This is a genomic window from Bacillus sp. FSL R5-0603, assembly GCF_038050295.1.
In the GTDB taxonomy this organism is placed as follows: Bacteria; Bacillota; Bacilli; order Bacillales; family Bacillaceae; genus Bacillus; species Bacillus subtilis.
In genome coordinates this window covers 2,581,438-2,601,056 of the sequence record NZ_JBBOYP010000001.1, presented here as the reverse complement: position 1 = coordinate 2,601,056, position 19,619 = coordinate 2,581,438, and the positions used below count along the sequence as shown (strand labels likewise).

The window sequence follows — 19,619 nt, the reverse complement described above, 5'->3', positions numbered from 1 at the left end:
TCGCTATTTTAACAAACCATATTGATTTATTCCAAACGCATTGATACACTTTTATAAGTAGTTACTTTTGTAGTCACTATATGATTGAGGGGATTTTTAAAGGGGGAGAGAACAATGCACAGCTTACTCGCATACATACCGATCGCTGCCATGATGGTTATCATGCCGGGGGCAGATACGATGCTTGTGATGAAAAATACGCTTAGGTATGGCCCGAAAGCCGGCCGTTATAACATTCTCGGATTGGCGACAGGACTTTCCTTTTGGACGGTAATTGCCATTTTAGGATTATCAGTGGTGATCGCAAAGTCAGTGATTCTTTTCACAACGATCAAATATTTGGGAGCGGCATACTTAATTTATTTAGGTGTAAAAAGTTTTTTTGCTAAAAGTATGTTTTCGTTAGATGACATGCAATCCCAAGCAAAAAATATGGCAAGTTCTCCGAAACGTTATTATAAAACTTCCTTTATGCAAGGATCACTCAGTAACATTCTCAATCCTAAAACTGTTTTGGTGTATGTTACAATCATGCCCCAATTTATCAATTTGAACGGAAATATAAACCAGCAGCTCATTATTTTAGCTTCAATCCTAACCTTATTAGCGGTGTTGTGGTTCCTGTTTCTTGTTTATATTATTGATTACGCAAAAAAATGGATGAAAAACTCGAAGTTCCAGAAAGTGTTTCAAAAAATTACCGGAATAATATTAGTAGGTTTCGGCATCAAAACTGGTTTGAGTTAACACTTAAATGAAGTGAATGAAATTTGAAACCAAAGTTTAATTTAGTGTTTGGCCCTATAAAAAAGACAAGGGAGTGAGTATCCCTTGTCTTTTTTTATTTCATCTTATGTCCTCTGCGGGTTTGCACCTTATACAAAATAATCAATAAAACAAACCAGACCGGGGTGACAAACAAAGCAATACGTGTATCATTCGCCAGTGCCAATATGACAAGAATGAACGCGAGAAATGCAAGTGTTAAATAGTTGGATAATGGGTAAAAAGGCATTTTGAAATTGTTTGCTTTCGCTTCATGCTGCCTTGTTTTTCGATATTTCAAATGGCAAATCACCGTGATGCCCCAAATAAAAATGAAGCATATTGTAGAAACACTTGTAATCAGTGTGAAGACTTGCTCGGGCATTAAATAATTCAGACTAACGCCAATCAGAATGGCGACGGATGAAAAGAACAGCGCATTGCTTGGCACGTTAGAAGAAGTTAATTTCTTTAATAGTCCAGGTGCGTGATGATCCTTTGCAAGTGAATAGACCATTCGGCTTGTGCTGAATAAAGCGCTATTTGCAGCTGACGCGGCTGATGTTAATACAACAAAATTGATCAAACTGGCAGCCACAACGATGCCTACTGCAGAGAAGACCTGAACAAATGGGCTTTCGTTTGGATTCAACACATTCCAAGGATAGATACACATAATCACGAAAAGTGCGCCAACATAAAAAAGTAAAATCCGGACAGGGATTTGATTGATGGCTTTAGGGATCACTTTTTGGGGATTTTCTGTTTCACCTGCTGTCAGGCCAACCAGTTCAATACCCACGAAAGCGAAGACGACCATTTGGAAAGATAGGATAAACCCATGCCATCCATTTGGGAACATGCCGCCGTGGCTCCAAAGGTTGGTGAGGCTGGCAGGGCCGGAAGCTGCCGAAAAACCTTTCGCAATCAGGAAAATGCCAGTTACGATCAGAGCCAGTATGGCAATGACTTTGATCAATGCAAACCAAAATTCTAATTCTCCGAAAAGTTTAACGGTGGCAAGGTTCATGATCAGCAGGATAATAAGCGCAAGAAGACCCGGCAGCCATTGAGGCACATCGGGAAGCCAATATTGCGTATAAATGCCGACCGCCGTTAAATCAGCCATCGCGAGGGAAATCCAACAGAACCAGTAGGTCCACCCAGTGATAAATGCTGCCATGTTTCCTAAATAGTCCCTTACAAAATCAACAAAAGAGTGGTATCCCGCATTTGATAAGAGCAGTTCTCCGAGCGAGCGCATAATGAAAAAGCAAAATGCGCCGGTGATCAAGTAAGCAAATAAAATGGATGGTCCTGCAAAGTGGATGGATTTACCTGAACCTAAAAATAAACCTGTACCGATTGCACCTCCAATCGCCATTAATTGTATATGCCTGTTTTTAAGGCCTCTAGACAATTTCTGTTGCTGGCCAAAATTGTCTTTGCTAGAATTGCCTATCAATTTTATTTTCCTCCAGTAATAAAAAGATGATTAAAGTTTTATCGGATATTATAACATTTAAAAGAATAGATACTTTTATTTTTAAATTTTAAAACTATTTTAAGTGCTGTTACATGTCTTCTGGCTCTATTTTCACTCGTGATTCTACCTGAATAGCAGAGTAAAACAGGAAAGTCATTTGGACCATCTGACAGGCTAGTTTTAATCGGTAACGATTTGTATAATTGCATACCCACTATGAGTGAGGCCTGCAGGGGGGATCAAATCGATAGAATCGGAGATAAAGTTTTTAAGCTTACAGATTCCTTAACCTTCAAAGTGGATTGCAAAAATGACGAAGTTTTGCAAATTGTAATACTGTGGCGGTCACATAGAGTGTCCGTCTTTTTAGTTGTGAACGAACTTAAGGGGTTATATTTGGGTAATTTGTCATGATCTATAAGATTCATTTTTTGTCATTGATGATTTTGACATCATTACATTCCCCGAGAATGATAAACTGTTTACTGATTATTACTTTTGAAGGGGACTGGCCCTCCAGAACTGAGCATCTATCATACTAATATGAGATGCAAATTTATTCAAAATGTAAACATATACGCATAAAAGCCAGTTTTGTCAATCTGCTATAGAGACCTTTTTAAACGTGTATCAGCAGATAATCTCAACGCGGACTATAAAGTTTCGAAATATTCTTGTTAATGGCTTATCTAATAAGGACAAAGGATGATAGACGTGAGAAGAATAGATAAAATATACCATCAGCTCAAGCATAATTTTCATGATTCAACCTTAGATCATCTTTTAAAAATACAAGGGAATTCAGCAAAGGAGATTGCCGAGCAGCTGAAAATGGAGCGGTCCAATGTCAGCTTTGAATTGAACAATCTCGTCCGGTCCAAAAAGGTCATCAAAATTAAAACGTTTCCTGTAAGATACATCCCAGTCGAGATAGCAGAAAAATTATTCAACAAGAAATGGGATACAGAGATGATGGAAGTGAAAGACCTTCAGGCGTTTTCCGGAAATTCAAAGCAAAATCATCAACACATTTCCACGAATCCCCTAGAGCTTATGATAGGGGCAAAAGGGAGTTTGAAGAAAGCGATCTCCCAGGCAAAAGCAGCTGTCTTTTATCCGCCGAACGGTCTGCATATGCTCCTCCTAGGGCCGACTGGTTCCGGTAAATCCCTTTTTGCAAACCGAATTTACCAGTTTGCCATTTACTCTGACATATTGAAGGCCGGCGCACCATTTATTACATTTAACTGTGCAGACTACTACAACAACCCTCAATTATTGCTTTCTCAATTATTCGGACACAAAAAAGGTTCATTTACAGGTGCTGCCGAGGATAAGGCAGGTTTAGTCGAACAGGCCAATGGGGGCATTCTTTTTATGGATGAAATCCACCGTCTCCCACCCGAGGGACAAGAAATGCTGTTTTATTTTATTGACAGCGGTTCTTATAACAGGCTTGGAGAATCTGAACATAAGCGAACATCGAACGTATTGTTTATTTGTGCGACTACAGAAAATCCGAGTTCTGCACTATTGAAAACGTTTTTGCGAAGAATCCCAATGACCATTCATATTCCTTCGCTTGAAGAACGATCGCTTAAAGAAAGAGTGGATCTGACGACGTTTTTATTAGGGAAAGAAGCAGAGCGGATTAAGAAGAATCTGAGTGTGCATATCGATGTCTATAATGCGCTTATTCACTCTGCGAAATTTGGGAATGTCGGACAGCTGAAATCAAATGTCCAGTTAGTTTGCGCACACGGATTTTTGCATAACCTTGACAGAAATGAAGTTATTGAACTGACTGTTCGCGATCTGCCTGATGAAATCAAGCAAGAATGGATGTCCAGCAGCAAAAACATGCAAAGAAGCAAAGCCATTTCTGAATATGTCAATATTACAACGATTATCTCTCCGATTGTAGAAGATGAAACAACAAAAATTGACGAAGACCTCTCATTTAACTTATATCATTTGATTGAGGAAAAAGTGAAAACGCTTATGAAAGAAGGTTTATCCAAAAAGGATATTAACCAGTACATCTTGACTGATGTCCATTTGCATGTCAGAAGTTTTTTTCATCATCAAGCTTTTCAAAAAGACAACCTGCTGACATTCGTTGAAGATGATGTGATTCAAATGACAAAACAGTTAAAAGAAATAGCTGAACATGAGCTGGATTGCACATTTGACCGTAAGTTTATTTATTTCTTGAGTATGCATATTGACGCATTTTTAAAGCGAGGAAAGCAAATTGATGTTTTGAATACACAGGAGACAGATGAAATTCGTGATACTCATGTGAAAGAATATCGGGTGGCGATGATTTTTAAAGATAAAATTCAGGAATATTTTAAAGTGGCTATTCCTGAAATAGAAGTCATCTACTTAACGATGTTAATTCATTCCATCAAATCGTTAAAGGAGAACAAAAGAGTCGGTATTATCGTGGCTGCTCATGGAAACAGCACGGCGAGTTCAATGGTTGAAGTCGCGACAGAACTGCTAGGGAGTACGCCGATTGCAGCAGTTGACATGCCGCTTACTGTTTCACCTTCGGACATTCTTGAATGCGTAGCAGAAAAAATGAAACAGGTTGATGAAGGCGAAGGTGTTTTAATGCTGGTAGATATGGGGTCGCTTGCAATGCTGGAAAGCAGGCTGGAGGAAAAGACAGGCATTTCTATTAAAACGATCAGCAATGTTACGACTTCAATGGTGCTGGATGCTGTCAGAAAGGTCAACTATTTGAATTTAAATTTGCATGCGATCTATCAATCGGTCACGAAGGATTTTATCGAGTTGTGGGAGCGTCAGCCAGCGGCACCCGGCAAAAAGAAGGCATTGGTATCCATCTGCACCACGGGCAGCGGGACGGCCAAAAAGCTGGAAGACATTCTAACCACGATCGTAAACAAGGCCTCCGATACACCGATTCACATATTGACCGTATCATCGATTAAGCTGGCCAACAGCATAAAAGAAATCGAAAAAGAGTATGAAATCCTTGCGACAGTCGGAACGAAAGACCCTAAAATCAATGCTCCGCATGTATCTTTAGAAGTGTTAATTGAAGGGGAGGGAGAGAAGCTGATTCAACAGGCGATTACAAAAGGAAGCATCCCCTTGAGCAATGGATTGAACGAAGCAAATATGATTGTCAGGGAGCTTTGCGAGGATAGCCTGAAAAAATACCTTGTCTTCTTGAATCCCCACCATGTGATCGAAATGTTATTGGAGTGGCTGCAAACCGTTCAAGATGAGCTGGGGGTCATTTTCAATAATGCGGTTTTGATCAAAGTCATTATGCACACGGCTTTCGCCTTTGAAAGGGTAATTAAGCAGAATCCGATCGCTTTCTCAGAGGAAGAAGAGATCAATGATCAGCTGAAGGAATTGGTGTACGTGACAGAGCGGACATTAGCCCCTTATGAAGAAAAGCTCGGACTTCGCATAAGTGATGATGAAAAATTATTTATAGCCGCCATATTTGCTGAAGAAGTGCATGGCCAGCTGTTTTAAAAACAGTTTTTTCATATGAACCTGTATTAAATGGAACACCATTTTAATACAGGTTTATTTTTTTCGTTTTAAGTGTTTCAACAACAAATTGCTATTGGCTGAAATAACAATGAAAACGCTTAACACAACTGTGTTGGCACGATCCTTGCATTATAGATGGATGTACAAAACAGGAAAGGAGCAATAGACATGATTTCAGTTATTATCAGCGGTCATGGAGATTTTCCCATAGCATTAAAAGAGTCTTCAGGGATGATATTCGGTGAAGAAAATAACCTGATTGCAGTGCCGTTTTTTAAAGGGGAAGGAATACAAACGCTGCAAGAAAAATATCATCAGGCGCTCAAGGATATCCCGGAAGAACATGAAGTGCTTTTTTTGGTCGATATTTTTGGAGGGACGCCATATAACGCGGCAGCTTCCTTTATTGCTGAGGATCAAAGAATGGATATGGCAGCCGGCGTAAACCTGCCGATTCTGCTGGAGGTATTAAGCCTGAGAGAACATCTGGCTCTCAAAGATTTGCTGAACAACTTAAAAGCAATGAGTCAGCAAAGCTTTCAAGTGTGCAGTGAACATTTAGAAAAAGTAAAAACAGCCAATCAAGATACAAGAGAGGATGAATTATGATGAACATTGTGTTAGCAAGAATTGATGACCGCTTTATTCACGGCCAAATCCTGACAAGGTGGATAAAAGTCCATGCAGCCGACCGAATCATCGTTGTCTCCGACGATATTGCTCAGGACGAAATGAGAAAAACGCTGATCCTTTCTGTTGCGCCTTCAAATGTAAAGGCGAGTGCCGTCTCGGTTTCTAAAATGGCAAAAGCATTTCATAGTCCGCGCTACGAAGGGGTAACGGCAATGCTCTTGTTTGAAAATCCGTCCGATATTGTATCTCTTATAGAAGCAGGTGTACCGATCAAAACCGTAAACGTCGGGGGAATGCGTTTTGAAAATCACCGCAGGCAAATCACAAAATCAGTCAGTGTCACAGAACAAGATATAAAGGCATTTGAAACATTAAGTGACAAGGGCGTGAAACTGGAATTGAGGCAGCTGCCTTCAGATGCCAGTGAGGATTTTGTACAGATTTTACGGAACGTAACAAAATAATCAAGGGGATGAGAATATGTCTTCATTACAAATTATTTTGTTGTTAATCATTGCAGCAATCACCGGAATCGCAAGTGTATTGGATGAAGGGCAGACACACCGTCCGCTTGTGGCCTGTACGTTGGTTGGCTTGGTGCTCGGGGACTTAAAAACGGGAATTATTCTTGGAGGTACACTGGAGCTGATGGCGCTCGGCTGGATGAACGTCGGGCTTGCCATGGCACCTGATACAGCGATCGCCTCTGTCATCTCAACCATTTTAGTTATTACCGCTGATCAGGGAATTGGCGAAGGGATTGCTGTCGCTGTTGCTTTAGCAGCTGCGGGTCAGGCGCTGACGATTTTTGTTCGGACGATCACTGTCTTTTTCATCCACCGCGCTGATCAATATGCAAAAGCGGGAAATATAAAAGGAATTGAAATTATGCATATTACCGCGATGGTGTTTCAAGCTTTGCGCGTCATGATTCCTACATTGATTGTTGCTTTAATTAGTGTCAGCGCTGTTCAGGCGTTCCTGGGAAATATTCCTGATGTCATTACAAAAGGACTGCAAATAGGCGGAGGCATTATTGTGGTTGTCGGGTATGCCATGGTGATCAATATGATGAATATTCCTTATTTAAAGCCATTTTTCTATATTGGTTTCTTATTAGCGGCGTTTACCGATTTTAACTTAGTGGGATTTGGAGCCCTTGGTCTCTGTCTGGCGCTTTTATACCAGCAGGTGATGCAAAAACAAAGCGCTCACGGAGCAGTCGCGGCCGCATCAGACAGTGGCAGTGTTGCTGTTTATGATGACGATGATGATGATCTTGATGCCTAAACGATGAGGGGGGAAGAAAAAATGGAGAAAGAAAAACGATTAACGAAGAAAGAAATTTTCAGCATGTTTATTCGTTCAAATTTTTTACTCGGTTCCTTTAACTTCGAACGTGTGCAGGCAATGGGATATTGTTATGTCATGATACCGGCGATCAAAAAATTGTACGGTCCCGGAGCGAAAAGAAACGAAGCCTTGCAGCGGCATTTGGAATGGTTTAATACACATCCGTGGCTGACAGCGCCTATATTTGGCGTGACGGCAGCCATGGAAGAAGAAATGGCGAACAATAAAGGAATTGACGGAAAAGCGATAAGCGGAATGAAAATTGGTTTGATGGGACCAATAGCGGGCGTAGGCGATCCAATTTTCTGGGGAACAATTCGTCCTGTCTTAGCTGCGCTAGGAGCCTCCCTTGCTTTAGGAGGAAACATTGCCGGCCCTTTGCTATTCTTTTTCTTGCTGAATGCCATAAGATTAAGCACAAAATATTATGGATTAAAGTATGGCTATGTGAAAGGAATGGAGATTCTTCAGGATTTAGCGGGGAATCGCATTCAAAAGCTTACAGAGGGCGCTTCGATTCTCGGGTTATTTGTTATGGGGGCTCTCGTGTCCAAATGGACCACCATCAACATTCCAATCGTTGTATCCAGGATTAAGGATGAAAGCGGAAAAGTAGATGTTCAAACTGTACAAAACGTGTTAGACAGCATTATGCCGGGTGCGCTGCCTCTCGGATTAACGTTATTGGTGGCATGGATGCTTCGCAAAGGGGTGAATCCTCTTCTCATTATTTGCGGCATCTTTGTCATCGGGATTCTCGGGTATTGGGCTGGATTCTTAGCATAAGGTGTGTGAAGGAAAAAGAGAGAAACTGCAGCAGTCTTTTCATATATAAATCATTCGGATAACAGTGAAACAGAGGAGAATTGCCAGAAAAGGACCAGCTTGCTTAGCAGTCTCTCTTGAAAGTGTTCAAACATGAAGAGAGGAGCGAAGGAACAAATGAAAAAGAGACTTATTCAAGTCATGATCATGTTCACCCTGCTGTTGACTATGGCATTTTCGGCAGATGCAGCCGATTCAAGCTACTATGATGAGGATTACCGTCCTCAATACCACTTCACACCAGAGGCAAACTGGATGAATGACCCAAACGGAATGGTATATTATGCCGGGGAATATCACTTGTTCTATCAATACCATCCATACGGGCTTCAGTGGGGGCCCATGCATTGGGGGCATGCCGTCAGCAAAGATTTGGTTACATGGGAACACCTTCCTGTTGCGCTGTATCCGGATGAAAAAGGCACGATCTTTTCTGGAAGCGCAGTTGTAGATAAAAATAACACAAGCGGTTTTCAAACAGGCAAAGAGAAGCCGCTTGTGGCCATTTATACACAGGATCGGGAAGGCCATCAAGTGCAAAGTATTGCCTATAGCAACGACAAAGGAAGAACATGGACGAAATACGCTGGCAACCCTGTCATTCCAAACCCGGGTAAAAAAGATTTTCGCGATCCAAAAGTCTTTTGGTATGAAAAAGAAAAAAAGTGGGTAATGGTGCTTGCGGCCGGTGACCGTATCCTCATTTATACATCAAAAAATCTGAAGCAGTGGACGTATGCAAGTGAATTTGGCCAGGATCAAGGAAGCCACGGGGGAGTATGGGAATGCCCGGATTTATTTGAGCTTCCGGTAGACGGCAATCCGAATCAAAAGAAATGGGTCATGCAGGTCAGTGTCGGAAACGGAGCGGTCTCGGGAGGATCAGGCATGCAATATTTTGTAGGGGACTTTGATGGAACTCATTTTAAAAATGAAAACCCGTCAAACAAAGTTCTCTGGACGGATTACGGCAGAGACTTTTATGCGGCTGTATCCTGGTCCGATATTCCATCAACAGACAGCCGCCGGCTATGGTTAGGGTGGATGAGCAATTGGCAATATGCGAATGATGTTCCGACATCCCCATGGAGAAGTGCAACGTCCATTCCAAGAGAGTTAAAATTGAAAGCGTTTACCGAAGGGGTTAGAGTGGTCCAAACACCAGTGAAAGAGCTGGAAACCATTCGCGGGACCTCTAAGAAGTGGAAGAATCTGACCATATCGCCTGCAAGTCATAATGTGTTAGCAGGGCAATCTGGAGATGCCTATGAAATAAATGCAGAATTTAAAGTAAGCCCTGGTTCAGCTGCTGAATTTGGTTTTAAGGTCCGAACAGGTGAAAATCAATTTACGAAGGTCGGCTATGACCGAAGGAACGCCAAATTGTTCGTTGACCGGAGCGAGTCGGGCAACAACACCTTTAATCCGGCCTTTAACACCGGAAAAGAAACAGCCCCATTGAAGCCGGTAAATGGGAAGGTTAAGATGCGCATTTTTGTTGACCGCTCTTCGGTTGAAGTATTTGGGAATGACGGAAAGCAGGTCATAACGGATATTATTCTCCCAGACCGATCAAGCAAAGGGCTTGAATTATATGCTGCAAATGGCGGTGTAAAGGTAAAATCTTTAACGATACACCCTTTGAAAAAGGTATGGGGAACGTCACCTTTTATGTCCAATTTGACCGGCTGGACGACTGTAAATGGCACATGGGCCGACACAATTGAGGGGAAACAAGGGAGGTCGGACGGAGATTCCTTTATCTTGTCTTCAGCATCCGGGTCAGACTTCACTTATGAATCTGATATCACCATTAAGGATGGAAACGGAAGAGGGGCAGGAGCACTTATGTTTCGCTCTGACAAAGATGCCAAAAACGGTTACCTTGCCAATGTGGATGCGAAGCATGATCTAGTGAAATTCTTTAAATTTGAGAACGGTGCTGCTTCTGTCATTGCTGAATACAAAACACCGATAGACGTTAATAAAAAGTATCATCTGAAAACAGAGGCCGAGGGCGATCGCTTTAAAATCTATTTAGATGATCGTCTTGTGATTGATGCACATGATTCCGCATATTCTGAAGGCCAATTTGGCTTGAATGTGTGGGACGGGACTGCTGTCTTTCAGAATGTAAAGAAGGAGTCTTAATTTTAAAAAAGGCACAGACCCGAACAGTCTGTGCCTTCTCGTTATTTTAACAAGTTTAAAGATTCGCGGTTAAATGCTTCCAAATCATCAGGTGTTCTGCTTGTGACAATGTTGTGGCTGACGACTACTTCTGCATCTTTGTAGTTTGCACCGGCATTGATTAAATCTTTGCGGATGCTGCGGTAGCCTGTGATATCTTTGCCTTTTAGAAGATCCGTATCAATCAGTACTTGCGGGCCGTGGCAAATTGCGAAAACAGGTTTTTTGTTTTCGACAAATGCTTTTGCGAATTCACCCGGACGGTCATCTGCACGAAGCAAATCCGGAGAGAATCCCCCAGGAATTAAAAGTGCATCAAAGTCACTTGCATCCACATCAGAGATGGCTTTGTCAATCTTTACTTTCTCGCCATGCTTACCGGTAACTTCTTTGCCGGCTTCCAAATCGATAGCCACAACACTGTAGCCAGCTTCTTCGTATGCTTTTACCGGACTTGTATATTCGATGTCTTCGAATTGGTCTGTAACAAGAACTGCAATTTTTTTGCTCATAAAAAACCCTCCTAATAACTCTCTATTCATAGAATAACAGGAAGATTGACCGGCCTTCAAAATATTTGCTTAACGAGATCGTTTTTCGTGAGTTTCATTAAAAGCGGGTCAGCCCATATAAGGACTAACCTATTACAATGTGGAAATATCAATCACAAATCGATAACGGACATCGCTTCGGAGGATACGTTCGTATGCTTCGTCCACTTGGTCAGCTCCGATGACTTCGATTTTAGGTTCGATGCCATGCTCAGCTGCGAAATCCAGCATCTCTTGAGTTTCTTGAATCCCGCCGACTAGAGAACCTGCAATGCTGCGGCGCCCCATGATTAGGGAAAACACACTGTATGTGTCCGGCTTGGCAGGAGCTCCAACGTTTACAAGTGTCCCGTCTATACGAAGCATTGATAAATAGGCATCTACATCGAGATTTGTCGATACCGTATTTAAGATCACGTCAAAACGCCCGGCCAATGCAGTGAATGTGGCTGGGTCACTTGTTGCAAAGTAATGATTTGCCCCGAGTTCCAGAGCTTCCTCTTTCTTATTCATGGAGCGGCTCAGAACGGTTACCTCTGCACCCATCGCATGTGCAAATTGAATCGCCAAATGTCCAAGGCCACCCACGCCTACAATCGCAACCTTTTTACCAGGGCCAACATTCCAGTGTTTCAGCGGGGAATAGGTTGTGATACCTGCACACAACAGCGGACTGGCAACATCCATTTCCAAACGGTCTGGAATTCGAACAACAAATCTGTCAGTGACAACGATTTTTTGGCTGTATCCGCCATAAGTGGGGTTTCCGTCGTAGTCTACTGAGTTATACGTTTGAACAACACCCTTCGTGCAGAACTGTTCCTCTCCGCTAAGACAGTATTCGCATTCTCCGCAGGAGTCAACAAAACAGCCGACACCAACGCGGTCCCCGACAGCAAACTTTGTGACTTCTGCTCCAACGGCTGTTACGACACCTGCTATTTCATGTCCTGGCACCATTGGGAAGATGCCACCGCCCCATTCATCAAAAGCACTATGAATGTCTGAATGGCAAATACCGCTGAATTTAATATCGATTAAGACATCGTGCGGCCGTAATTCTCTTCGCTCAATCGTCGTTTGTTCAAATTTGGCTTTTGCATGTGACACGCTTAATACACGGGTTTGATGTTGATTACACATATGAACCTTTCCTTTCTTCATCATAAGTGTTGTAAAAAAACATGCACTTATTTATGTTTTATGGTGTCTTCAACATAACGATAAACCTTAAAGTCTGCTTTAAGGCAAGGGTTTTTTAAAAATAACATTTAAAATGAACCTGATTTATAAGCTGAGAAACAGTCAGTAATTAATACAGAAACTGTAATCATGCTGCGATCCCGGGGTGAAAGTTGTTCCTCTCTTGCCCAAATGTCACCGAAACATCATCATTAAGTTCAGCAAACTTTGGCGCAAATTCTCCTAATTGTTCTCTTCCGGCAGTTTGTTTATTTGCCATTCAGCAATCCCTCCATCTAAACTGTTTTTATTGCATGGAGAAGTATAGAGCTTAAAGTGTGCTTTAAGGCAAGTCCCGAATATATAAACTCAGATTCAGCAGCTAACCACTTGTTTTGAGCTTGACTTAAAGTTAACTTTAAGTGTTACCTTCACAACATGCAGAATAGAGAGGTGAAGATCATGAATATTGCGCAGGTGGCAAAGCAGTTTGGCCTGACAGCCGCAACACTCAGATATTACGAACGTGTAGGATTAATCCCGCCAGTAAAACGAAAAGACAGCGGCATTCGCGACTATGATGAAGAAGATATCAAATGGATTGAATTCATTAAATGCATGCGAAATGCGGGACTATCGATAGAAGCGCTAATTGAATATACAACATTATTTACCGAAGGTGACCGTACGGTAGAAGCTCGAAAAAATATCCTGGCTGACGAACGACAGCGGCTGATAGAGAAGCGGAAAGAAATTGACGAAACAATTAAAAGATTAGACACAAAAATTAAAGATTATGATGGGAAATTGCGCGAAAATGAGGCAAAGCTCAAAAGCAGGCCTAAAACGGAAAGTCTTCACGGATCAGTGGAGCAAAGAAGGTAGCATTCTTTGCGTGTGAAGAGGGCAGGTTAAAAACGAAGGATTTTGTTTCTGGCCTGTTTTCTCCATCAAGAAATCGCATAAAAAGAGGTGGTTACGAATTCTTATTTGATTGGAGAATTTGCAAACATTATCGGAGATCAGATGGAGAAAAGCGGTTAATCTATTTACGGTCATAGGACCCGAACAAACAGTGCTCATTTTGAAGCTGAGGAACAGTTGTGGCCAATCAATACTGTTCCTCAGCAAATCAGTCATTGTATGTTAAAGGGTTGGCAATTGAATGGCTGTATCAATATTTTTTAAATTCAGCTTGACTTGTTCGTCAGGGTTCCAAGGATGGTACCAGCCTTTTTCCATCATATAGCTCGAGAGTTGTTCGTGCATATCGAGTGCTTCTTCCAAATGGCGGATAAGGACCTCTTTTACTTCAGGCGTTCCGGCTTCAGTGGCTGCCATTGCATAATTTCTGACTCCGTTTTTTGCTGAAATTAATAAGTCCATAGCAATGATTTGGTCTGTTAGAACATTCATGCCAGTCAGATATTCTATGATAGGATTCATGATTTATTCATCTCCTCATTCGTGCTTTGCATTAGATAAAATAGAGGCAAATTCCTGCAGCTGGCGTGTGGTGATATCAACATCTTGCTGCATGATTTCTTTAAGCTTCGGATCAGATACCAGTGCTTTCATTGTTTTAGATTTCGTCAAACAAAGTGTCTTGAAAGCAGTCATTTCCTGAACCTCAAGCACTTCGTGTAAGGCGTATTCCATTTCTGTAACCTCCGTTTTTTAAGGCTTTAACACAACTTTGATACAATCATCCATTTTTGAATCAAAAATGTCATAGCCATGCTTGGCTTCACTAAGCGGCAGGACATGGCTGACAACATCTCCCGGGTCAATTTTGCCCGTTGATACTAGTTCAAACATGTACGGCATATAGTGGATCACAGGAGCCTGTCCAGAGCGTATATTGACGTTTCGCTGCATGATATCTCCTAGTGGAAAACCGTTATATCTGCCTCCGTACACACCTGTAATTTGTATGGTTCCTCCTTTGCGAACAGCTTGAGAGGCAATGACCAATGCACTCATTGTTCCGCCATGAAGCTTTAATCCGCTGGCAAGGAACTCGAGATCGCTCATTTTACCATCCATCCCAACAGCGTCAATGACTACATCCGCTCCGCCTTTCGTGATTTCCTTTAAATAATTCCCTGTATTCTCATGGTCTTCAAAATTAACGATTTCTACTTTGTTTGTACGTTTCGCATGCTGTAAGCGATAGTTTACATAGTCAACTGCTATGACGCGTTTTGCGCCTTTTAGCCAACAAAACTTTTGAGCAAACAGGCCGACTGGTCCGCAGCCGAGAACGATAACTGTATCGCCTTTTTTTACGCCGGCATTATCCACACTCCAAAAGCCGGTGGTCATGGCATCGGCAATCACGCTTAATTTCTCATCGGGTTCCTCACAAGATTCAGGGATTTTAAAATGGGTAAAATTCGCAAACGGCACTCTTAAATATTCAGCTTGCCCGCCTGGATAACCGCCAGTTTGCCCTGAATAGCCGAAATAAGCACCCATTTCCCCATTGTCATTAGACTGATCACATTGGCTTTCCAGCTGGTTTTTACAAAAAAAACATTCACCGCAGGCGATCGTAAAAGGGATAATGACGCGGTCACCTTTTTTGACCTTTGTAACCCCTGGCCCAACTTCTTCAACAATTCCCATCGGTTCATGGCCGATGACATAGTCTTCATGGAGATTAGGAATCAATCCATGGATTAAGTGTAAATCTGATCCGCAAATGGCTGTACTGGTGACTTTGATAATCATGTCATCGGATTTTTCAATCTTTGGATCGGGGACCTCTTTGACAACAACATTTTTAATGCCTTGATACGTTACTGCCTTCATGCTGTACAACCTCCAGTGTTAGTGTTCATCAGGTGTCCGGTCAAACATCCCTTTGCGATTTGTTTCATCAGGAAAGAGGTTCATATTGCCGACCATGATCGTGTTTTTTGCAGAGAGCTGATCCAGCTTATACTGTTCGCTCAGCTCATATGGATGGAACCATTTTTTGCTGATCATCAGTTCCGTAATCTCTTGGTGCATCGCAATTCCTTGCATCAGCTGTTTCCGCAGCAGTGCTCTTACATCTGGTGAAGCGGTTTCTGTCAAAGCTACAGCAGTAATCCTTACGCCTTCCTTAGCTCGTATAAGAAAATCCATCGCTAATGTAGTGTCTGCTAGTTCAGGCACATTCAGCGAATTAATGGGGTCTAAATGATCATTATTCAAAGAGGCTTACCTTCCTTTCAATTGATGATTGGCGTTGGGCGGCTTTGAGGGACAGGGGCCTGAAATGAGGCACGCTCATAAACCGCCTGTAATTCAGTAAGGTCTTGAATGGATTGCTGCACATCTTTTTGCATCAAGTCCTTCAGTTCTTGGTCAAACACAAGTCCTTGCATTAACTTTGATTTCGCTATACAAAGTGTTTTAAAGTTCACGATTTCATGTAAGTCAACAGCCTCGTGAGCTGCCAATGTTTGATGATCCATATTGATGTAACCTCCTTTTATCAACGTTACATTTCCCGAAATGACGTTGAAGCATACAGAAAGAGTACACTCGGTATCATTTTTTGTTTTAAGAATCGCTGTTTTTGCTCGTTAGCGTACATTTCTTATGAGATGGAATAAACTGCACTTAAATCTGAAATAAAGGTGAAGTATGGAAATTATTTATGGAAACCTGACATAATGCTGTCAGGTTTCCTTTTATATCATTAAATTGGATGACCAGTAAAAAGTATGGTTTTATAGGAGGCACTCGATATGAAGCTGTTACAAATTAGACTTTTGGTGAATGATTTTAAGAAAAGCGTCGAGTTTTACAAAGATTCATTAGGACTTCCAATAAGTTGGTTAGAGAATGAAATGGAATATGCACTCTTTGATAATGGGGAAACGAAAATAGAGCTTTTATCTCGAGAAACGATGGCTGAAATCGTTGGAGAGGAAAAAAAGTCCTTGGAAGGAGAAGCTCAATCAAAATTTTTGCTTCAGTTTAAGGTAGAAGATGTTGATAAAACGTATGACGATTTACACGAAAAAGGAGTTAAATGTGAGAATAAACCGCATGATCGCAAGGAATGGAATGCCCGAGTTGCTCACTTCAGAGATCCAGATCATAATCTGATTGAAATATATAAAATGTTATGATTTTTCGACTCGCAAAATCATAGAATAACGTTTGATAACGTACCTAATCATTTTTATACGCCCTGGTAAAAGAAAGCAAAGTCATAATAGGTTGCGGACACTGAACTTGCAGCATTTACGCTGATTTGTTTGGTGTCCGTTTTTGATTGGTGAAAAAGGTGGAGTATCTATGAATCGAGAAGAAGCGTGGATACAAGGAAGCAGTACACTGATTGAGTTAATTGGTTGACACGAAGCCGCTTGATCCATGTCCTTTTTCCTGATTGTCAATCGTGATTACCGACTGGACAAATGATTAAGAGCCAAATGTAACACACCATCAATATCAAGCCTGACTACCATTTATTTTGTATCCTTAATTGTCGAAAACATAGGAATAATTCCACTTTTGAAAGATCTAGTTTATGGTACATTGATAAATATATGGGAGGGGAGGGGGCATGGTATCTGAAAGTAAATCCTCAACTGGATGTAAGAAAGTCAAACGTACGGCATTTATAAGGGGAGGGTATAAGGTGAATAAGTTAAAGAGGCTAAGTATGCTAACGGTGATGATTGCATCTGTGTTCATTTTTTCTAGTCATGCACTTGCAGCTCAGTATTATACGGTTTCAACAAGCAGCGGTGCGCCTGTCAATATGCGCAGCGGCCCAGGTACAAGTTGGGGAATTGTAACGACCATTCCGAGCGGAACCCGCATCCCGATCTATTGCTACAAAATCGGTACAACTGTAACTGGAAAGTATGGAACGAGCAATATTTGGAATTACACAGAGCGGACGCTTTCCAGCGGGGAGATCGTTCCTGGATTTGTCTCTGATACATATATGTATACAGGCTCAGACGGTCCAGTTGTTCCTAAATGTAGCTGGTAGCATATGTTCTATCGTTTCTAAAAATGAAGGAATGAAGAAAGAGGGATGACATTGACTAAACTGAAAATGCTGAGTATGTTAACCGTTATGATTGCATCATTATTCATTTTTTCCAGTCAGGCACTTGCCGTTCAGTACTTTACTGTCTCAACAAGCAGCGGTGCGCCTGTCAATATGCGCAGCGGTCCTGGTACAAATTATCCTATTATGCTTTCCATTCCGAGCGGCTCCCGTGTTCCTTATTATTGTTACGCTTATGGAACGACTGTTACAGGGAAGTATGGAACGAGTAATATCTGGGACCAAATCCAGTGGAAAGATTCCCGTGGTATCGTGAATATTGGATATGTGTCTGACACTTATGTGTACACAGGTTCAGACGGCCCTGTCGGTTACAAATGCAATTAGTTAAATACTCCGTACAATAGAATCTCTTCTTAAGGGCCTATCTAGGACGAACCATACCAACAACAATAGTTGGTATGGTTTTTGTTGCGATGGAGTCTTCCATACCTGCATTTGTGGTGATTTTCAAAAGAAATTCATGATGTTAGACACTGGTTGTTGTTGAGGACAAAATAACGAGCCGCTTAAGAGTTGTATCTAATGGTATAAAATACGGAATTAAGATAGGAAATAATCAATAGGAGAACGTAATGTACAAACCTATTTTTCGATGAAATTCCTAATATCACTTTGGTTAAACATCTCACATTGCGTTCTCGTTAGTGAAAAGTTCTTTTTACGCTTCGTGAAATCTTCTCTAATTCTATAGTTAGTTTTACCTGTCCTATTTTAAACACGTATGTTTCTTTTCTTTTTCTAACATGTCGTGTAACCTCTCAGAAAATGTTTTATGATGCATTGTGTACCCCGTATGATTTCCGGGGAATTCAACCAATTCTGTTTCCATTTGTTTCGCTAGGGCGTTGGCGCAACGATAAGGAAAAAGCTCTCGAGAAGCACTTCCGCCAGCTGGGAGTACCTTCATCGGTAAAGATGTAAACACAGTTTTTAATGCTTCGATATCTAACGTATAGTTGAGAATTCCTTGAATTTCATACTCAGTGAAATACGTTGAATTGCCGAGAAGCCGCTTTGTCAGCACAGCCTTTGATTGTTCGTCTGTCTCTAATCTTGACATTAACTTAATGACTTCACTTCGATGATTTTTCTTAAGGTCTTCCATGAATTGCTCGGCTTGTTTCAGCTCATTTCCATGCAGAAGCTGCAATAAGATTGGTTCGTGTGGGATCATGACATGTACTTGTTCGGGATGGCGTATGCAGAGATCAAGCCCGATAACAGCCCCGGAGCTGCTTCCAAATACGTATGCCGGTTTATTGGTGATTTTGGCTAGAAGACGGTGAGCATCGTCACTGTGTGTTTCCACACGGTAATCCTCAATCTGATTGGCGAGATTGCTGCGGGAATGGCCGCGGCGATCATAAGTAACAACCGTGTACCAGTTAGCCAGATGATTGGCAATATGATGGAACTTGTCGGCATCACCGCCTCCGCCGTGGACCAAAAGAATGATGGGACCTGAGCCACGCACTTGATAGTGGATGTTCGCGCCGGGTACTTGCAACGTTCCATTGTTTATCGTCATTTGTAGGACCTTCCTTTCTCCTCATCTCCCTTAACTTTACACAATTGGCCAATGGTATCATATGCAGGAAATAACTAAGAAACAAACTCGCCATATAAAAAGCACTGATTATTTTTCATCAGTGCTTCCGTTTTGTTTATTTAGAGTAGACAATTTTTTTTATTGTTTCATCAGAGAGGTGATATTCATCAGATAATTGATGAATGGTTTTGCCGTTTTTAAATGCTTTTTTAATAGAAGCGTTTCTGTCATCGATCAGCTTTCTTGTTCCTGAACACGCACCCCATTTTTGATGAGAGGATTCAGGTTTAGGGATATATATTGTTTTTCCTTGAACATACTTTTGAATTTCCGATATCAGCTTTTCAGGTAAAATAGCGGTTGCTTTTACATATGCCATTTCTGCCAGCTCCTTATTTTTTTATGTCAAATAAGGTGCAAAGCCACTATATCAGAAAAGCTTACTTGGGCGATCTT

The 19,619-nt window shown here is 41.5% G+C and carries 23 protein-coding genes and 2 pseudogenes; 13 read left to right on the top strand and 12 right to left on the bottom strand.

Annotated elements, in window-relative coordinates; all coding sequences use genetic code 11:
- The first annotated feature begins 114 nt into the window (after positions 1–114).
- Positions 115–747 (top strand): LysE family transporter, encoded by a 633-nt coding sequence (locus NYE56_RS13475; RefSeq protein ID WP_014477480.1) that lies wholly within the window; start codon positions 115–117, stop codon positions 745–747.
- A gap of 94 nt (positions 748–841) precedes the next feature.
- Here NYE56_RS13475 and NYE56_RS13470 read toward each other — a convergent pair whose 3' ends face one another.
- Together NYE56_RS13470 and NYE56_RS13465 are read right to left on the bottom strand one after the other, a co-directional pair.
- Positions 842–2,230: an amino acid permease gene (locus tag NYE56_RS13470; RefSeq protein ID WP_341283975.1), complete on the bottom strand. Its 1,389-nt coding sequence runs from the start codon at positions 2,228–2,230 to the stop codon at positions 842–844.
- 38 nt (positions 2,231–2,268) lie between these two features.
- Positions 2,269–2,408: pseudogene (locus NYE56_RS13465) on the bottom strand (hypothetical protein).
- Positions 2,409–2,965: 557 nt separating this feature from the next.
- Here NYE56_RS13465 and levR point away from each other — a divergent pair.
- From levR to sacC, 7 genes are all read left to right on the top strand, one after another.
- Entirely contained in the window at positions 2,966–5,773 is a 2,808-nt protein-coding gene (gene levR, locus NYE56_RS13460) for a transcriptional regulator LevR (protein ID WP_124072909.1), read from the top strand.
- A 189-nt stretch (positions 5,774–5,962) separates the two neighbouring features.
- Entirely contained in the window at positions 5,963–6,403 is a 441-nt protein-coding gene (gene levD / locus NYE56_RS13455) for a PTS fructose transporter subunit IIA (RefSeq protein WP_003246144.1), read from the top strand.
- Entirely contained in the window at positions 6,403–6,891 is a 489-nt protein-coding gene (gene levE / locus NYE56_RS13450) for a PTS fructose transporter subunit IIB (protein ID WP_004399158.1), read from the top strand. The genes levD and levE overlap by 1 nt, the downstream gene beginning before the upstream one ends.
- A gap of 16 nt (positions 6,892–6,907) precedes the next feature.
- Positions 6,908–7,717, top strand: coding sequence for a PTS fructose transporter subunit IIC (gene levF / locus NYE56_RS13445; RefSeq protein ID WP_003229833.1), 810 nt, complete (start codon positions 6,908–6,910; stop codon positions 7,715–7,717).
- 21 nt (positions 7,718–7,738) lie between these two features.
- A complete protein-coding gene (gene levG, locus NYE56_RS13440) occupies positions 7,739–8,566 on the top strand; it encodes a PTS fructose transporter subunit IID (RefSeq protein WP_003229834.1) in 828 nt (275 codons plus the stop codon).
- Between the two features lie 116 nt (positions 8,567–8,682).
- Positions 8,683–8,814, top strand: a complete 132-nt coding sequence (locus NYE56_RS13435; protein WP_223497671.1) for a hypothetical protein — start codon at positions 8,683–8,685, stop codon at positions 8,812–8,814.
- Positions 8,753–10,756 (top strand): levanase, encoded by a 2,004-nt coding sequence (sacC, locus tag NYE56_RS13430; RefSeq protein WP_341284399.1) that lies wholly within the window; start codon positions 8,753–8,755, stop codon positions 10,754–10,756. Before NYE56_RS13435 ends, sacC begins: the two co-directional genes overlap by 62 nt.
- Before the next feature lie 41 nt (positions 10,757–10,797).
- Here sacC and yraA read toward each other — a convergent pair whose 3' ends face one another.
- The 3 genes and pseudogenes from yraA to NYE56_RS13415 form a co-directional block, all read right to left on the bottom strand.
- Entirely contained in the window at positions 10,798–11,307 is a 510-nt protein-coding gene (gene yraA, locus NYE56_RS13425; RefSeq protein WP_003229836.1) for a cysteine protease YraA, read from the bottom strand.
- 132 nt (positions 11,308–11,439) lie between these two features.
- A complete protein-coding gene (adhA, locus tag NYE56_RS13420; protein WP_341283974.1) occupies positions 11,440–12,489 on the bottom strand; it encodes a formaldehyde dehydrogenase AdhA in 1,050 nt (349 codons plus the stop codon).
- Between the two features lie 128 nt (positions 12,490–12,617).
- A pseudogene (locus tag NYE56_RS13415) lies at positions 12,618–12,808 on the bottom strand (carboxymuconolactone decarboxylase family protein).
- A gap of 182 nt (positions 12,809–12,990) precedes the next feature.
- Between NYE56_RS13415 and adhR the strand changes: the two are divergent.
- Positions 12,991–13,413 (top strand): aldehyde stress transcriptional regulator AdhR, encoded by a 423-nt coding sequence (adhR, locus tag NYE56_RS13410; protein ID WP_004398725.1) that lies wholly within the window; start codon positions 12,991–12,993, stop codon positions 13,411–13,413.
- Between the two features lie 261 nt (positions 13,414–13,674).
- Here adhR and NYE56_RS13405 read toward each other — a convergent pair whose 3' ends face one another.
- From NYE56_RS13405 to NYE56_RS13385, 5 genes are read right to left on the bottom strand one after another with little or no spacing between them, the layout of a single operon-like run.
- On the bottom strand, positions 13,675–13,974 hold the full coding sequence (locus NYE56_RS13405) for a spore coat protein (protein WP_003246006.1): 300 nt from the start codon (positions 13,972–13,974) through the stop codon (positions 13,675–13,677).
- Between the two features lie 15 nt (positions 13,975–13,989).
- Complete coding sequence (locus NYE56_RS13400; RefSeq protein WP_014480384.1) at positions 13,990–14,187, bottom strand: hypothetical protein; 198 nt, start codon at positions 14,185–14,187, stop codon at positions 13,990–13,992.
- Positions 14,188–14,205: 18 nt separating this feature from the next.
- Entirely contained in the window at positions 14,206–15,342 is a 1,137-nt protein-coding gene (locus NYE56_RS13395; RefSeq protein WP_160244817.1) for a zinc-dependent alcohol dehydrogenase, read from the bottom strand.
- Positions 15,343–15,360: 18 nt separating this feature from the next.
- Complete coding sequence (locus NYE56_RS13390; protein WP_160244818.1) at positions 15,361–15,729, bottom strand: spore coat protein; 369 nt, start codon at positions 15,727–15,729, stop codon at positions 15,361–15,363.
- 17 nt (positions 15,730–15,746) lie between these two features.
- Complete coding sequence (locus NYE56_RS13385) at positions 15,747–15,992, bottom strand: hypothetical protein (protein WP_014477469.1); 246 nt, start codon at positions 15,990–15,992, stop codon at positions 15,747–15,749.
- A gap of 276 nt (positions 15,993–16,268) precedes the next feature.
- Here NYE56_RS13385 and NYE56_RS13380 point away from each other — a divergent pair, with 276 nt between their 5' ends.
- The 4 genes from NYE56_RS13380 (at position 16,269) to NYE56_RS13365 (ending at position 17,938) form a co-directional block, all read left to right on the top strand.
- Positions 16,269–16,655: a VOC family protein gene (locus NYE56_RS13380; protein WP_160244819.1), complete on the top strand. Its 387-nt coding sequence runs from the start codon at positions 16,269–16,271 to the stop codon at positions 16,653–16,655.
- 142 nt (positions 16,656–16,797) lie between these two features.
- Positions 16,798–16,884 carry a hypothetical protein gene (locus NYE56_RS13375; protein WP_160245034.1) on the top strand — a complete coding sequence of 29 codons (87 nt, stop codon included), beginning with the start codon at positions 16,798–16,800 and terminating at the stop codon, positions 16,882–16,884.
- A gap of 286 nt (positions 16,885–17,170) precedes the next feature.
- Positions 17,171–17,530 (top strand): SH3 domain-containing protein, encoded by a 360-nt coding sequence (locus NYE56_RS13370; protein WP_160244820.1) that lies wholly within the window; start codon positions 17,171–17,173, stop codon positions 17,528–17,530.
- A 51-nt stretch (positions 17,531–17,581) separates the two neighbouring features.
- Positions 17,582–17,938 carry an SH3 domain-containing protein gene (locus tag NYE56_RS13365; RefSeq protein WP_014664754.1) on the top strand — a complete coding sequence of 119 codons (357 nt, stop codon included), beginning with the start codon at positions 17,582–17,584 and terminating at the stop codon, positions 17,936–17,938.
- A gap of 382 nt (positions 17,939–18,320) precedes the next feature.
- Here the strand turns inward: NYE56_RS13365 and NYE56_RS13360 are convergent, their stop codons facing one another.
- Positions 18,321–19,142 carry an alpha/beta hydrolase gene (locus NYE56_RS13360; protein ID WP_341283973.1) on the bottom strand — a complete coding sequence of 274 codons (822 nt, stop codon included), beginning with the start codon at positions 19,140–19,142 and terminating at the stop codon, positions 18,321–18,323.
- 136 nt (positions 19,143–19,278) lie between these two features.
- The gene (locus NYE56_RS13355; protein ID WP_015384191.1) at positions 19,279–19,542 is read right to left on the bottom strand and encodes a CD3324 family protein; all 264 of its coding nucleotides are present in this window, start codon (positions 19,540–19,542) and stop codon (positions 19,279–19,281) included.
- Between the last annotated feature and the right edge of the window lie 77 nt (positions 19,543–19,619).

Coding starts and splice junctions, on each gene's coding strand:
- NYE56_RS13475 (WP_014477480.1), top strand. CDS start 115: ATGCACAGCTTACTCGCATACATACCGATCGCTGCCATGATGGTTATC.
- levD (WP_003246144.1), top strand. CDS start 5,963: ATGATTTCAGTTATTATCAGCGGTCATGGAGATTTTCCCATAGCATTA.
- levE (WP_004399158.1), top strand. CDS start 6,403: ATGAACATTGTGTTAGCAAGAATTGATGACCGCTTTATTCACGGCCAA.
- levF (WP_003229833.1), top strand. CDS start 6,908: ATGTCTTCATTACAAATTATTTTGTTGTTAATCATTGCAGCAATCACC.
- levG (WP_003229834.1), top strand. CDS start 7,739: ATGGAGAAAGAAAAACGATTAACGAAGAAAGAAATTTTCAGCATGTTT.
- sacC (WP_341284399.1), top strand. CDS start 8,753: ATGTTCACCCTGCTGTTGACTATGGCATTTTCGGCAGATGCAGCCGAT.
- yraA (WP_003229836.1), bottom strand. CDS start 11,307: ATGAGCAAAAAAATTGCAGTTCTTGTTACAGACCAATTCGAAGACATC.
- adhA (WP_341283974.1), bottom strand. CDS start 12,489: ATGTGTAATCAACATCAAACCCGTGTATTAAGCGTGTCACATGCAAAA.
- adhR (WP_004398725.1), top strand. CDS start 12,991: ATGAATATTGCGCAGGTGGCAAAGCAGTTTGGCCTGACAGCCGCAACA.
- NYE56_RS13405 (WP_003246006.1), bottom strand. CDS start 13,974: ATGAATCCTATCATAGAATATCTGACTGGCATGAATGTTCTAACAGAC.
- NYE56_RS13400 (WP_014480384.1), bottom strand. CDS start 14,187: ATGGAATACGCCTTACACGAAGTGCTTGAGGTTCAGGAAATGACTGCT.
- NYE56_RS13395 (WP_160244817.1), bottom strand. CDS start 15,342: ATGAAGGCAGTAACGTATCAAGGCATTAAAAATGTTGTTGTCAAAGAG.
- NYE56_RS13385 (WP_014477469.1), bottom strand. CDS start 15,992: ATGGATCATCAAACATTGGCAGCTCACGAGGCTGTTGACTTACATGAA.
- NYE56_RS13380 (WP_160244819.1), top strand. CDS start 16,269: ATGAAGCTGTTACAAATTAGACTTTTGGTGAATGATTTTAAGAAAAGC.
- NYE56_RS13360 (WP_341283973.1), bottom strand. CDS start 19,142: ATGACGATAAACAATGGAACGTTGCAAGTACCCGGCGCGAACATCCAC.
- NYE56_RS13355 (WP_015384191.1), bottom strand. CDS start 19,542: ATGGCATATGTAAAAGCAACCGCTATTTTACCTGAAAAGCTGATATCG.